This is a genomic window from Pseudomonas sp. PS01303, from assembly GCF_029959385.1.
GTDB classification, from domain to species: domain Bacteria; phylum Pseudomonadota; class Gammaproteobacteria; order Pseudomonadales; family Pseudomonadaceae; genus Aquipseudomonas; species Aquipseudomonas rustica.
The window spans coordinates 1-14,498 of record NZ_JASCPK010000076.1 but is presented as its reverse complement, the minus strand read 5'-3'; the positions used below and the strand labels follow the sequence as shown (position 1 = coordinate 14,498).

Sequence of the window (14,498 nt, the reverse complement as noted above, 5' to 3'; positions counted from 1 at the left end):
TGGCCCCTTCGCGAGCAGGCTCACTCCTACAAGGGGAACGCATTCCAAGTGTAGGAGTGAGCCTGCTCGCGATGGCGTCGACTCGGTCTGAAAGAATATCAGTCGAGGGTCGAACCGCTGATCGAGGTGCCACGCTCCGGAAAGAACAGGCGCTGCAGTTCAGTGCCCGGGTTTTCCGCGCGCATGAACGCTTCGCCGACCAGGAACGAATACACGTCGCTGATTTCCATCAGCTCGACATCGGCACGGTTGAGGATTCCGCTCTCGGTGATCACCAACCGGTCGCGCGGAATACGCGGCAACAGATCTAACGTCACTTCGAGGCTGACGTCGAAGGTGTGCAGGTTACGGTTGTTGACGCCGACCAACGGCGTGTCTAGGGTTTTCAACGCGCGCTCCAGCTCATCGCCGTCGTGCACTTCAACCAACACATCGAGACCGACGCTTTTGGCGACAGCGGCCAGCTCGGCCATTTTCACGTCATCCAGTGCGGAGACGATCAACAGCACGCAGTCGGCGCCCAACGCGCGGGCTTCGACGATCTGGTACGGATCGATCATGAAGTCCTTGCGGATCACCGGCAGGCTGCACGCGGCACGCGCCTGTTGCAGATAAGCATCGGCGCCCTGGAAGTAATCGATGTCGGTCAGCACGGACAGGCAGGTCGCCCCGCCCTTTTCGTAGCTTTTGGCGATGTCGGCGGGAACGAAGTTCTCGCGGATCACGCCTTTGCTCGGCGAAGCCTTTTTGATTTCGGCAATCACCGCTGGTTGTTTCTTTTTCGCTTGCGCCAGCAGCGCGTTAGCGAAACCGCGGGGTGCATCGGCCGCCTTGGCCAGACTTTCCAGCTCACTCAGGCTGACGCGGGCACTACGCTCGGCAACTTCCTGAACTTTGCGGGCCAGAATGTTTTCCAGAACCGTCGGTACACTCATCCCTCATTCTCCACTCTGAATACCGCGGTAAAGGCACCCAGCTCCTCGAGTTTTTCCCGAGCGAGGCCGGTGTGCAAAGCGTCGTGCGCGAGCTCCACGCCCTGTTTCAAACTACTCGCCACGTCGGCGGCGTACAGCGCGGCACCGGCGTTGAGCACAATCATCTCGGCGGCTTTCTGGCCGTTCTCGGTTTTGCGCTTGCCGAGGGCATCGCGGATCAGCGCCAGCGACGCTTCCGGGCCGTCGACCGACAGACCGTGCAGGCTCTGGCTCTTCATGCCGAGATCTTCCGGCTCGACCCAATACTCAGTGATTTCGTTGTTCTTCAGCTCGGCGACAAAGGTCGGCGCGGCGAGACTGAACTCGTCCAGACCGTCCTTCGAATGCACCACCAGCACGTGCTTGCTGCCCAGACGCTGCAACACTTCGGCCAATGGCCGGCACAGTGCCTTGTTGAACACGCCCACTACCTGATGCTTAACACCGGCCGGATTCGTAAGCGGGCCGAGCATGTTGAACAACGTACGCAGGCCGAGATCGCGGCGCGGGCCGGCGGCGTACTTCATGGCTTTGTGGTGAGTCTGAGCGAACATGAAGCCGATGCCGACGTTGTCGATGCAACGCGCAACCTGCACCGGCGTCAGGTTCAGATAAATGCCGGCAGCTTCGAGCAAGTCGGCGCTGCCGCTTTTACCCGAGACCGCGCGGTTGCCGTGTTTGGCCACAGTGCATCCGGCTGCCGCGACGACGAACGAAGAAGCCGTTGACACGTTAAAGATGTTCGCACCGTCACCGCCGGTGCCGACCACATCGACCACGCCGTCGAGGGTTTTCAGTTCGACCTGATCGGCCAACTCACGCATCACCGACACGGCGCCGACGATCTCGTCGATGCTCTCGCTCTTCATGCGCATGGCCATCATGAACGCGCCAATCTGCGCGTCGCTGCATTGGCCGGTCATGATTTCGCGCATCACATCGCGCATTTCATCGGTGCTGAGATCGAGGTGTTCGACGATACGGCTCAGGGCTGTCTTGATATTCATGGGAAGTCCTTAGCGCGTGCCGCCGGTTTGTTTGAGGAAGTTGGCAAACAGTTCATGACCCTGCTCGGTCAGGATCGACTCGGGGTGGAACTGTACGCCCTCAATGTTCAGGGTCTTGTGACGCAGGCCCATGATTTCGTCGACCGAACCGTCGTCGTGTTGCGTCCACGCGGTCAGTTCCAGGCAATCGGGCAAAGTATCGTGCTTGACGATCAGCGAGTGGTAGCGGGTAACCGTCAGCGGATGATTCAGGCCTTGGAAAACGCCCTTGTCCTCGTGGAATACCGGGCTAGTCTTACCGTGCATCACTTGGCGGGCGCGGACTACATCGCCGCCAAACGCCTGGCCGATCGATTGGTGGCCAAGGCAGACACCGAGGATCGGCAGTTTGCCGGCGAAGTGCTTGATGGCTTCGATGGAGATGCCGGCTTCGGTCGGGGTGCAAGGGCCTGGGGAGACGACGATGCGCTCGGGTTTCAGCGCTTCGATTTCGGCGACGGTCAATTCGTCGTTGCGCACGACTTTGACCTCGGCACCCAGCTCACCGAGGTACTGCACAACGTTGTAAGTAAAGGAGTCGTAGTTGTCGATCATCAGCAACATGGCGATTCGAACCTCTTGAATTCTGACTTGGAGACAGCCTTCAGATGACTTGCCCGCAGGGCGCTGCACGATGTCGGACGCGGGTAGACGCGTCGGCACAGCGGCATTTCAAACAGGCAAGGAAGGCAAAGCGATACAGATCCGGCGGGGCCGGCAGAAAAGATTCAGGCGCGCCAACGCCAGCGGGCGTGTGCCTTGATGACTTGATCCAGAAGTTTGCTGGTGATCAACACGGGGAAGGTCTCGTTCATACGTTCCGGCACAGTAACTTAGCTGGGCGGAGCGTGCAATATGGCCGGGCGTTTGGGGGTTAAATCTACGCGAGGGTTCGCGACCGATGGCAAAAGGCCGGAAGTTTTTGGTACTGTCGTTTCGTTCACCTACAACAATAAATAAACGGACTTGCTCATGATCAAACAGACGTTGTTTGTACCGCTGGCTGGATGCTTGCTCGCACTGGCTTGCGCCCAGGCGAATGCCGCCCCCAATCCTTACTCGAATTTCGTGGTGTTTGGCGACAGCCTCAACGATGCCGGCACCTTCAGGGACACCGGCGGCCCGGCCGGTTCTACCCAGCGCTACACCAACCGTACCGGGCCAATCTATCTGGACGGCAGCGGCGAATCCCGTGATCTGAACTCCACGCAATTGCTCGGTGGCCGACTCGGCTTCACCCCGGATCAGACGGCCTCTTCCAGCTCGCAAGTGCGCGTCGAAAACGGTCAGGTCGACGGCAACAACTGGGCGGTCGGCGGTTATCGCACCGACCAGATTCTCGATTCGATCACCTCGCAATCGGCCACCGGTGAACGCACTCGCACCGGTTATCTGCCCTCGAACGGCTTCCGTGCTGACCCGAATGCGCTGTATTACATTTCCGGCGGCGGTAACGACTTCCTCCAGGGCCGCATCCTCAGCCTGCCGCAAGCCAACGCCGGTGCCGATCGACTGGCTGACAGCGTGCAAGCGTTGCAATTGGCCGGTGCCAAATACGTGATGGTCTGGCTGTTGCCTGACGTCGGCCTGACCCCGGCCATCAACGGCACGCCGCTGCAAGCGTTCAGCAGCCAGCTCGCCGCGCAATTCAACAGCCAGTTGGTCAGCCGTCTGCAAGGCATCAACGCGGAAATCATTCCGCTGAACATTCCTGTATTGCTGTCGGAAGTGTTCGCCGATCCGGGCCGTTTTGGTCTGGCCACTGATCAGAACCTTACCGCGACGTGCTTCAGTGGCAGTGGCTGCCCGGAAAACGCCCGTTACGGCATCAACAGTGCGACGCCGGATCCGACCAAGCTGATTTACAACGACGGCGTGCACCCGACCGAAGCCGGGCAAAAACTGATCTCCGACTACGCCTATTCCCTACTGGCCGCGCCGTGGGAACTGACGCTGCTGCCGGAAATGGCCCACGCCACCGTGCGTGCGCATCAGGATGAACTGCGCAGCCAATGGCAGGCGGATTGGGAAAACTGGCAAGCGGTCGGCCAATGGCGGGCGATAGTTTCCGCCGGTGGCCAGCATCTGGATGTCGACAGCCAAAGCAGCGGCGCCAGCGCCGACGGCAGCGGTTACAACCTCAATGTCGGAGGCAGCTATCGTCTGAATGACGCGTGGCGTGTCGGTGTGGCGGGTGGTTTCTACCGGCAGAATCTCGAGGCCGGGCATAACGATTCGGACTACAAACTCAACAGCTACATGGCCACCGCATTTGCCCAGTTCCAGCAGAATCGCTGGTGGGCTGACGCGGCGTTGACCGGCGGCAAACTCGACTACGACAACCTCAAGCGCAAGTTTGATCTGGGCGCCAGCGAAGGTGCGGAGAAAGGTGATACCGACGGCAGCCTCTGGGCGTTCAGCACGCGCATCGGTTATGACATCGCCCAGCCGGGCAGCGAATGGCATCTGTCGCCGTTCGTCAGCGCTGATTATGCCAGCGTCGATGTCGATGGTTATTCAGAGAAGAGCAACCGCGCCACCGCGCTGACTTTCGATGATCAGAGCCGCGATTCGAAACGTCTGGGTGTCGGTATTCAGGGCAAGTACAACTTCACTCCGCAAACGCAGGTGTTTGGTGAGTATGCGCACGAGCGTGAGTACGAAGATGATGTGCAGAAGGTCAACATCGCGCTGAATACCTTGCCGGCGAATGACTTCAAACTTGAGGGGTATACGCCGCAGAGCCATTTGAACCGTTTGAGTTTGGGTGTTAGCCATAAGCTGACGGCGGATCTGGCGTTGCGTGGCGGGTATTCGTTCCGCAAGGATGATGACTTTACCCAGCAGGGTGTGAATGTTGGGGTGGTGTTGGATTTTTAAGCGGTAGAGCAAAAGATCGCAGCCTGCGGCAGCTCCTACAGGGGGTTGTTGCAGGGCATGAAAAAAGCGGCGCCCTCAACAGGCGCCGCTTTTTTATTGCCAAACACATGACCCCTTGTGGGAGCGAGCCTGCTCGCGAAAGCGCTAGGTCAGCCAACATCAATGGTGGCTGATAAGGCTTCTTCGCGAGCTGGCTCGCTCCCACAGGGTTTTGCGTGGATCAGGTTTGCGGGGTTTGTTCGGCGAGGGCGACGGCGCGGAACATGGCGCGGCGTTTGTTCAGGGTTTCTTCCCATTCCAGGGCCGGCACCGAGTCGGCGACGATGCCGCCACCGGCCTGCACGTGCAGTTCGCCGTTTTTGATCACTGCGGTGCGGATGGCAATCGCGGTGTCCATGTTGCCGTTCCAGGCGAAGTAACCGACCGCGCCGCCATACACACCACGCTTGACCGGCTCCAGTTCGTCGATGATTTCCATCGCACGAATCTTCGGAGCGCCGGACAAGGTGCCCGCCGGCAGAATTGCCCGCAGTGCGTCCATCGCCGTCAGCCCATCTTTCAGCTGGCCGGTGACGTTGGAAACGATGTGCATCACGTTGGAATAACGCTCGATGACCATTTTCTCGGTGAGCTTCACCGAACCAATCTCCGAAACACGCCCCGTATCATTACGGCCCAAATCGATCAGCATCAAATGCTCGGCGATCTCTTTGTCGTCCGACAGCAGATCTACTTCCAGCGCCAGATCGGCTTCTTCGGTCGCGCCACGCGGGCGTGTGCCGGCGATCGGGCGCACGGTAATCAAATTGTCTTCGACGCGCACCAGCACTTCCGGCGAACTGCCGACGACGTGGAAGTCGCCGAAGTTGAAGAAGTACATGTACGGCGTCGGGTTGAAGCAACGCAGCGCGCGGTACAGATCGATTGGCGCAGCCTTGAAGTCGATCGACATGCGCTGCGACGGCACGACCTGCATGCAGTCACCGGCGAGGATGTATTCCTTGATGGTGTCGACGGCTTTTTCGTAATCGTCCTGAGTAAAACTGGAACGGAATACCGGATCAGCCGATTGCTGCTTGCTGAAATCCAAGCCACGGCGCGGGGTGATCGGCTGGCGCAGTTGCTCGAGCAATTCCTGCAAACGTGCCTGACCTTGTTCGAAGGCATCGGCCTGCGCAGGGTCGGCGAGGACAATCGCGTGCATCTTGCCGGCAAGGTTGTCGAACACCACGACGGCGTCGGACACCATCAGCAGAATATCCGGCACGCCCAGTGGATCCGGGTTCGGGCACTTGCCCAAGCGCTTCTCGACATAACGCACGCAGTCGTAACCGAAGTAACCCACCAGTCCACCGTTGAAGCGCGGCAGGCCAGCGATGGTCGGCACGTTGTAACGCGCCTTGAAGATTTCAACGAAGGCCAGTGGATCTTCAACGTCGTGGCTTTCGGTCTCGACGCCATCAACAGTGATGCTGACGTGATGGTCGTGAACGCGCATGACCGTGCGGCACGGCAGGCCGATGATCGAGTAACGGCCCCACTTCTCACCGCCCTGCACCGACTCGAGCAGGTAGGAGTTGGGCTGGTCGGCCAGTTTCAGGTAGATCGACAGCGGCGTGTCGAAGTCGGCCAGGGTTTCGCAGGCCAACGGAATGCGGTTGTAGCCGTCAGCGGCCAAGCGCAGGAATTCTTCGCGGATCATAAGGTGCCTCGTGGTGTGAGGTGCTATCAGTCAGGTATGCAAACGCGCCGGCAGGCCGGCCAGAAAAAAGTCAGGCGCGCCAACGCCAGCGGGCCAGGGCCTTGATGACTTTCATCCAGAGTTTGCGAGTGACCACCACGATGGCGTTTCCAGAATGGGATTGAGAAGCGTCGGGCAACGTTATCTCAGCGGCCGAACCGAGGCAACCGGGAATTAGCTTGCGCAGATCGTCGATCACCAGCGCCGGCGATTCTTCGGCAATCGGTCGGCCATGGTTGTAGCCGTAACTCAGCGCCACGCACTTGACCCCCGCCGCTTTCGCCGCCAGCACATCGCTGCGCGAATCGCCGACGAACAACGATTGCGAGGCCGGGATGTTGGCCATTTTCATCACGAAAAACAGCGCCGCCGGATCAGGCTTCTTCTGCGGCAAGGTATCGCCGCCGATGATCCACTTGAAGTAGCGGCCAATCTTCATCTGATCCAGCAATGGCGCGACAAAGCGCTCGGGCTTGTTGGTGATCAGCGCCATGGCCACGCCTTGTTTGTGCAGCCACTTGAGGGTGTCGCGCACGCCGGGATAGACCACGGTCAGCTCATGGCTGGCGCCGTAAGCCTCCATGAACACTTCCAGCGCGTGCTCGGCCTCGACGTCATCCACCGCCGAATGATCGATGCCACCGGCCAAAGCACGGCGCACCAGAACCGGCGCGCCGTTGCCAACCCACTCGCGCACCGCTTCGATGCCGGCAGGCTGGCGGCCGAGGGAGAGCAGCATGGTGTCCACCGCCGCTGCCAGGTCTGGAACCGAGTCGATCAGCGTGCCATCCAGATCGAACATCACCAGCCGTGGCAGTTTTCCCGGGAACAGCTGCTCAAATCCGCTCATGGGCGCGCCAGCGCCAGTTCGGAACGCATCTTGTCGATGACTTCCTGATAGTTCGGCGCGTTGAAGATTGCCGAGCCGGCGACAAAGGTATCAGCGCCTGCCGCGGCGATTTCGCGGATATTGTTGACGTTGACGCCGCCGTCGATTTCCAGACGGATGTCACGGCCCGAAGCATCGATGATCGCCCGCGCTTCGCGCAGTTTGTCGAGGGTGCCGGGAATGAATTTCTGCCCGCCGAAGCCTGGGTTGACGCTCATCAGCAAGACCATGTCGACCTTGTCGATCACGTATTTGAGCACGTCCAGCGGGGTTGCCGGGTTGAACACCAGACCGGATTTGCAGCCGCCTTCACGGATCAGCTGCAGCGAGCGATCAACGTGCAGCGTGGCTTCCGGGTGGAAAGTGATGTAAGTCGCGCCGGCTTCGATGAAATCGCCAACGATGCGATCCACCGGGCTGACCATCAAGTGCGCGTCGATCGGCGCGGTGACGCCGTACTTGCGCAACGCCGCGCAGACCATCGGGCCGATGGTCAGGTTGGGTACGTAGTGGTTGTCCATGACGTCGAAGTGGACGAAGTCGGCGCCAGCGGCGAGAACATTGTCCACTTCCTCGCCGAGGCGGGCGAAGTCGGCGGAGAGAATCGACGGAGCAATTACGAAGGGCTGCATGACGCACCTTTTCTGAGCTAAATCACGATGGCGCGCATTGTAGCCTCATGCATTGCTGCGCGCACCGTGACCGCGATGATCAGTACGCCGCTCGGTAAATCTTCTCGATATCGACGGCGCTGAGTTTGCGCGGGTTGTTGCGCATCAAGCGCTCGATGCCCGCGGCTTCTGCGGCCATGGCCGGGATCGCCTCTTCCGGGACACCGAAACTGCGCAGCCCGGCAGGAATTTCCACCGCTGCGCACAGGTCGGTCATCGCCTGCACGGCTTTGTCCGCCGCCTCGGCTGCACTCAGATGAGCGGTCTTCACACCCATGGCTTCGGCAATATCCTGCATGCGTTCGACGCAGGCCATCTTGTTCCAGGTCATGACATACGGCAGCAACAAGGCATTGCTCACACCATGGGCGATGTTGAAACGCCCCCCCAACGGATACGCCAGCGCATGCACCGCGCCGACCCCGGCATTGCCGAACGCCATGCCGGCCATCAGGCTGGCGGTGGCCATGTCTTCGCGGGCTTGCAGATTGGCGCCGTTGGCGTAGGCCTTGGGCAGGGCTTTGGCAATCAACTTGATCGCGCCGATCGCCAGTGAGTCGGTGATCGGCGAGGCGTTGACCGACAGATAGGATTCGATGGCGTGCACCAATGCGTCGACGCCACTGGCGGCGGTGACGCTGCGTGGGCAGGTCAGGGTCATTTGCGGGCTGACCAGCGCGACGTCGGGTAACAGATAGTCGCTGACGATGCCTTTCTTCAGTTGCGCGACTTTGTCCGAAAGGATGGCGACGTTGGTCACTTCGGAACCGGTGCCGGCGGTAGTCGGGATGGCGATCAGCGGCGGGCCTTTGCGCGGCACCTGATCGACGCCGAACAGATCTTCCAGCGCACCGTGGTAACCGGCGTACGCGGCGACGCTTTTGGCGATGTCGATGGCACTGCCGCCACCGAGGCCGATCAAGCCGTCATGCCCGCCCTCACGGTACACGCGCATGCAATCTTCGACGATGGCGATTTCCGGGTCTGGCAGCACGCGGTCGAAGATCTCGTACTCGCGCCCGCCGAGTTGCACCAGCGCCAGCTCGACCGTGCCGGATTTGACCAGCGCTGCATCGGTGACGATCAGCGGGTTGTCGATGTCGAGGCGCGTGAGTTCGGCGGCCAGTTGTTCGATGGCGGCGGCACCGGTGATCAGTTTGTGAGCGATTTTGAACTGGGACAGACTCATCGTGCGCAGCCTCTTATAGATGTGGGAGCTGGGCACAAGATTAGCTGGGGATTTGGGGTTGTCTGCTATTCAGGTGGTGAATGACGCATCGAGCGCAAGATCAAGAGCCCCTCACCCTAGCCCTCTCCCGGAGGGAGAGGGGACTGACCGCGCTGTACTTTCGAAGTACACCGACCTGAAATACCGAGTCGAACTCAGGTTTTGAAAAGCACAACGATCTGCTCCCTTTCCCCCTCGCCCCCTTCGGGGAGAGGGCTGGGGTGAGGGGGTAAGCTCTTGATCTGGCCCTTAAACCTGAGCAGTACGCAGTTTTTCGCTGCGGCCACGTAGCCATTCCAGAGTCAGCAACAGGATGACCGAGAACGCAATCAGCAACGTCGCAGCAGCGGCAATCGTCGGACTGAGGTTCTCGCGAATCCCGCTAAACATCTGCCGAGGCAACGTCGCCTGTTCAGGCCCCGCAAGAAACAACGTCACCACCACCTCATCAAACGAAGTCGCAAACGCGAACAGCGCCCCGGAAATCACCCCCGGCGCGATCAGCGGCAACGTCACCCGACGAAACGCGGTCAGCGGTGATGCACCGAGACTCGCCGCCGCACGCACCAGATTATGGTTAAACCCCTGCAGCGTCGCCGACACCGTGATGATCACAAACGGCACACCCAACACCGCGTGCACCACAATCAACGAGAAGAAGCTGTTACCCAACCCCAACGGCGCAAAAAACAGATAACTCGCCACACCAATAATCACCACCGGCACCACCATCGGCGAGATCACCAGCGCCATCACCAGCGCTTTACCGGGGAAGTCACCGCGAGTCAGGCCAATCGCCGCCAGCGTACCGAAGATCATCGCCAGCACAGTCGCCGCCGGAGCAACGATGATGCTGTTCTTCAGCGCGCGCATCCATTCCGCCGAGGCGAAGAAGTCGTGGTACCACTGCAGCGAGAAACCCTGTAGCGGGTAGACCAGAAAACTCCCCGAATTGAACGACAGCGGAATGATCACCAGCACCGGCAGAATCAGGAACAACAGAATCAGGCCGCAGAGGATCCGCAGGCTGTAGAACCACACCCGTTCGATGGGTGACATGTAAGGACTCAGCATTTCGAATTCCCCTTAGCTCAGGCGCAGGCGACTGGCGCCGACCAGCCAGCTATAAATCAGATAAAGCACCACGGTCGCCAGCAGCAACAATCCGCCGAGTGCGGTGGCCATGCCCCAGTTGATGCTGGTGTTGGTGTAGAAGGCGACGAAGTAGCTGACCATTTGATCGTTCGGGCTGCCGAGCAGCGCCGGGGTGATGTAGTAGCCGATGGCGAGGATGAACACCAACAGGCAACCGGCGCCGACACCGGCGTAGGTCTGTGGGAAGTACACCCGCCAGAAACTGGCGAACGGGTGGCAGCCGAGGGAAATCGCCGCGCGCATGTAGGTCGGCGAGATGCCTTTCATCACGCTGTAGATCGGCAGGATCATGAACGGCAGCAGGATGTGCACCATCGAGATGTACACGCCGGTGCGGTTGAACACCAGTTCCAGCGGTTTATCGATGATGCCCATGGCCATCAGCCCGCTGTTGATCAGCCCGCCCGATTGCAGCAGTACGATCCAAGCGGCGACGCGCACCAGAATCGAAGTCCAGAACGGCAGCAGCACCAGAATCATCAGCAGGTTGCTCTGCCGCGATGGCAGGTTCGCCAGCAGATAGGCCAGTGGATAGGCGAGCAGCAGGCAGATCACGGTGATGACCAAACCCATCCAGAACGTGCGGGCGAAGATGTCGAGGTAGATCGCCTGATCCGGGGTGGCCGGGGCGATTTCGCCGAGGTCGTCGATGCGGTGATCGACGGACGCCAGCAAGTAATAAGGCGTGATGCTGCTGGTGTTGCGTTTGACCGCTTGCCAGTAGGCCGGGTCGCCCCAACGTTCGTCGAGTGCTTCCAGCGCTTCTTTATAAGAGGCCGGTTCGCTGGCGAAAGGCAGCGCCCGGGCGGTTTTGGTCAGCAGGCTGCGATAGCCGGCCAACTCCATGTTCAAGCGCTTGGACAGATCGCCCAGCGTCTGGTTTTTGCGTGCTTCGGCGAGGTCTTCGCCGGCGGCTTTGTAGACCGGTTCAGCGGGCAGGCCACGGCCGTCCCAACTGGCGATGGCCGCCACGGTGCGCGGCATGCCGCCGACCACTTCGGGGTTGCCGACGCTTTTGTAGAGCAGCGCCACGATCGGCACCAGAAACACCAGCAACAGAAACAGCACCAACGGCGCAATCAGCGCTTGAGCCTTCCAGCGGTTGACCCGCTCGGCGCGCTTGAGCTTCTGCTTCAAGGTGGGGCTGTTGCCCTCGTTCAGGGGAACGGCGATGGCCATGACGTACTCCGCAAATCTTTGATCGTTACAGAGGTGGCGAACCACCTCTGCTGTGTTGAAACACAGCTACCTGTGGGAGCGAGCCTGCTCGCGAAGAGGCCAGCACATTCAACATCTATGCTGGCTGATCTACCGCTTTCGCGAGCAGGCTCGCTCCCACAGGGGTGGGCCAACCCACCCTCACCAGGTTCGGGTTATTTCGCAGCCCAGGAGTTGAAGCGCTGCTCCAGTTGCTCGCCGTTGTCAGCCCAGAAGCTGACGTCGATCTGCACCTGGTTGGCGATGTTTTCCGGGGTGGTCGGCATGTCTTTCAGGACGTCCTTGGCCAGCAGCGGTACGGCCTGGGTGTTGGCCGGGCCGTAGGCGATGTTTTCCGAGTAGGTCTTCTGCTGCTGCGGCTGCACCGAGTAGGCGATGAATTTCTTCGCCGCTTCGGCACGCTTGGCGTCGAGACCTTTCGGTATGGCCCAGGCGTCGAAGTCGTAGATGCCGCCGTTCCACACCACTTTCAGGTTGGATTCTTTTTGCACGGCAGCGATGCGACCGTTGTAGGCCGAGCTCATCACCACGTCACCGGAAGCGAGGTACTGCGGCGGTTGCGCGCCGGCTTCCCACCACTGGATGCTCGGCTTCAGCTCATCAAGCTTCTTGAACGCGCGATCCTGACCATCCTTGCTCGCCAGCACTTTGTAGACGTCTTTCGGCGCCACGCCATCGGCCATCAAGGCGAATTCGAGGGTATATTTGGCGCCTTTACGCAGGCCACGTTTGCCCGGGAACTGCTTGGTGTCCCAGAAATCCGCCCAGCTGGTCGGCGCGGTTTTCAGCTTGTCGGCGTTGTAAGCCAGCACGGTCGACCACACAAAGAAACCTACGCCGCACGGCTGAATCGCGCCTTTGACGTAGTCTTCGGATTTGCCGAACAGCGCCGGATCGAGTTGTTCGAACATGTCTTCGTCACAACCACGGGACAGTTCTGGCGATTCAACTTCGACCAAGTCCCACGACACGCTCTTGGTGTCGACCATGGCTTTGACCTTGGCCATTTCGCCGTTGTATTCGCCGGCGACGATCTTGCCGTTGCCCGCCGCTTCCCACGGTGCATAGAAGGCTTTGACTTGCGCCGCCTTGTTCGCCCCGCCAAACGACACCACGGTCAAATCCGGGCCAGCGGCCATTGCGCTGGCCGCACCCATCAGGCCCAGGGTCAGGGCGGTGAACTTCAGGGATCTCAACATTTATTGTTCTCTCCACGTGCAGGGTTGGTGTTGGTATTGCCGGGGCGATCAGTTCGCCTCTAAAAGCGGATCAAGCGCGCGAACGTGCTCGACCTGCCAGCCAAGCGGTACCACGTCGCCGACGGCGAGCGCGGGATCGAGCTCGGCAATCGGTTGTTTCACGAAGAAGTCGGTCTTGCCGCAGACTTCCAGGCGTACCCGGACGTGGTCGCCCAGATAGATGAATTCCGCCACCCTCCCTGAGAAGCGGTTAACGCATTGATCGCTCGAACCGTTGAGGCTGACGCGCTCCGGACGGATCGACAGGGTCACCGGTTCGCCGGTCTTGCCGACGTTGACCGCCAGTGCCTCGACTTTTTCGCCACGGCCCAACTCGACCACGCAACGCTCGCCGCTCTGGCTGAGCAGACGGCCGTTGAGGCGGTTGTTCTCGCCGATGAAGTTGGCGACGAAGGTGTTTTTCGGTTCTTCGTAGAGGCTGCGCGGCGGAGCAATCTGCTGGATTTCGCCCTGATGAAAGACCGCGACGCGGTCAGACATGGTCAGCGCTTCACCCTGATCGTGGGTCACGTAGACCACAGTCACGCCGAGGCGCTGGTGCAGGTGTTTGATTTCCATCTGCATGTGTTCGCGCAGTTGTTTGTCGAGGGCGCCGAGGGGTTCGTCCATCAACACCAGTTGCGGTTCGAACACCAGCGCGCGAGCCAATGCCACACGTTGCTGCTGACCACCGGACAATTGCGCCGGATAGCGCGAAGCGAACGCATCGAGCTGCACCATGCTCAGGACTTTCTTGACCTTGTCGTTGACGTCGCTCTTGTTCAGGCCGCGCACGCTCAGCGGGAAGGCGAGGTTTTCCGCGACGGTCATGTGCGGGAACAGCGCGTAGTTCTGAAACACCATGCCGATGTCGCGCTTATGCGGCGGCACGTTATTGATCGAACGCCCGGCCAGCAGAATTTCGCCGGCAGTCGGCGTTTCGAAACCGGCGAGCATCATCAGGCTGGTGGTCTTGCCGGAACCGGACGGCCCGAGCAGGGTGAGAAATTCGCCTTTGCGAATGTCCAGGTTGAGGTCTTTGACGATCAGGTTCTCGCCGTCGTAGCTCTTCTGCACTCCACGAAAGCTGACCAGCACATCACTGGCCCCTGCGTTTGAATCGACCTGGCTCATACCCACACCTTTGTTGTTGATGACTGCTTGTGGATTAAGCCTAGTGGTTGCTGACAGGCACGCAAATCGGGGCGCAGGAGAGAATCGCCTCAGCCGGATGGAAGGTTGGGGGTAGGGATTGCCCTACAAGGATGGCGCTAACGGATACGGCGGTGGCGAGTGACAAGCTGCGAGCCGCAAGCAAGGGCAAAAACGCGTGTCGCTTAGGGATATGCGCACAATCAGGATCCAAAGCAGATCCCTTGTGGGAGCGAGCCTGCTCGCGAATGCGGTGGGTCATTCAGCTTATTCAGTGACTGATACACCGCTTTCGCGAGCAGGCTC

General features: G+C 60.1%; 12 protein-coding genes. 1 reads left to right on the top strand and 11 read right to left on the bottom strand.

Going from position 1 to position 14,498, the window contains the following annotated elements; all coding sequences use genetic code 11:
• Positions 1 to 98: 98 nt before the first annotated feature.
• The 3 genes from trpC to QMX93_RS19300 are packed head-to-tail and all read right to left on the bottom strand — an operon-like array spanning position 99 to position 2,584.
• On the bottom strand, positions 99 to 935 hold the full coding sequence (gene trpC / locus QMX93_RS19310) for an indole-3-glycerol phosphate synthase TrpC (protein WP_053124365.1): 837 nt from the start codon (positions 933 to 935) through the stop codon (positions 99 to 101).
• On the bottom strand, positions 932 to 1,981 hold the full coding sequence (gene trpD / locus QMX93_RS19305) for an anthranilate phosphoribosyltransferase (RefSeq protein ID WP_150793331.1): 1,050 nt from the start codon (positions 1,979 to 1,981) through the stop codon (positions 932 to 934). Before trpD ends, trpC begins: the two co-directional genes overlap by 4 nt.
• 9 nt (positions 1,982 to 1,990) lie before the next feature.
• On the bottom strand, positions 1,991 to 2,584 hold the full coding sequence (locus QMX93_RS19300; RefSeq protein ID WP_034155101.1) for an aminodeoxychorismate/anthranilate synthase component II: 594 nt from the start codon (positions 2,582 to 2,584) through the stop codon (positions 1,991 to 1,993).
• A gap of 408 nt (positions 2,585 to 2,992) precedes the next feature.
• Between QMX93_RS19300 and estP the strand changes: the two genes are divergently transcribed.
• Positions 2,993 to 4,900, top strand: coding sequence for an esterase EstP (gene estP / locus QMX93_RS19295; protein ID WP_282357657.1), 1,908 nt, complete (start codon positions 2,993 to 2,995; stop codon positions 4,898 to 4,900).
• Between the two features lie 220 nt (positions 4,901 to 5,120).
• Here the strand turns inward: estP and trpE are convergent, their stop codons facing one another.
• From trpE to QMX93_RS19255, 8 genes are all read right to left on the bottom strand, one after another.
• Complete coding sequence (trpE, locus tag QMX93_RS19290) at positions 5,121 to 6,602, bottom strand: anthranilate synthase component I (RefSeq protein ID WP_282357656.1); 1,482 nt, start codon at positions 6,600 to 6,602, stop codon at positions 5,121 to 5,123.
• Positions 6,603 to 6,672: 70 nt separating this feature from the next.
• Positions 6,673 to 7,491 carry a phosphoglycolate phosphatase gene (locus QMX93_RS19285; protein ID WP_053124372.1) on the bottom strand — a complete coding sequence of 273 codons (819 nt, stop codon included), beginning with the start codon at positions 7,489 to 7,491 and terminating at the stop codon, positions 6,673 to 6,675.
• Positions 7,488 to 8,162, bottom strand: coding sequence for a ribulose-phosphate 3-epimerase (rpe, locus tag QMX93_RS19280; protein ID WP_007918813.1), 675 nt, complete (start codon positions 8,160 to 8,162; stop codon positions 7,488 to 7,490). The genes QMX93_RS19285 and rpe overlap by 4 nt, the downstream gene beginning before the upstream one ends.
• Before the next feature lie 79 nt (positions 8,163 to 8,241).
• Positions 8,242 to 9,390, bottom strand: coding sequence for an iron-containing alcohol dehydrogenase (locus tag QMX93_RS19275; RefSeq protein WP_282357655.1), 1,149 nt, complete (start codon positions 9,388 to 9,390; stop codon positions 8,242 to 8,244).
• A 288-nt stretch (positions 9,391 to 9,678) separates the two neighbouring features.
• Positions 9,679 to 10,503, bottom strand: a complete 825-nt coding sequence (locus tag QMX93_RS19270) for an ABC transporter permease (RefSeq protein ID WP_008084123.1) — start codon at positions 10,501 to 10,503, stop codon at positions 9,679 to 9,681.
• A 12-nt stretch (positions 10,504 to 10,515) separates the two neighbouring features.
• A complete protein-coding gene (locus QMX93_RS19265; protein WP_008084125.1) occupies positions 10,516 to 11,763 on the bottom strand; it encodes an ABC transporter permease in 1,248 nt (415 codons plus the stop codon).
• Between the two features lie 194 nt (positions 11,764 to 11,957).
• Positions 11,958 to 13,001 (bottom strand): ABC transporter substrate-binding protein, encoded by a 1,044-nt coding sequence (locus QMX93_RS19260; RefSeq protein WP_159814844.1) that lies wholly within the window; start codon positions 12,999 to 13,001, stop codon positions 11,958 to 11,960.
• A gap of 48 nt (positions 13,002 to 13,049) precedes the next feature.
• On the bottom strand, positions 13,050 to 14,174 hold the full coding sequence (locus tag QMX93_RS19255) for an ABC transporter ATP-binding protein (protein ID WP_282357652.1): 1,125 nt from the start codon (positions 14,172 to 14,174) through the stop codon (positions 13,050 to 13,052).
• Positions 14,175 to 14,498: the final 324 nt, after the last annotated feature.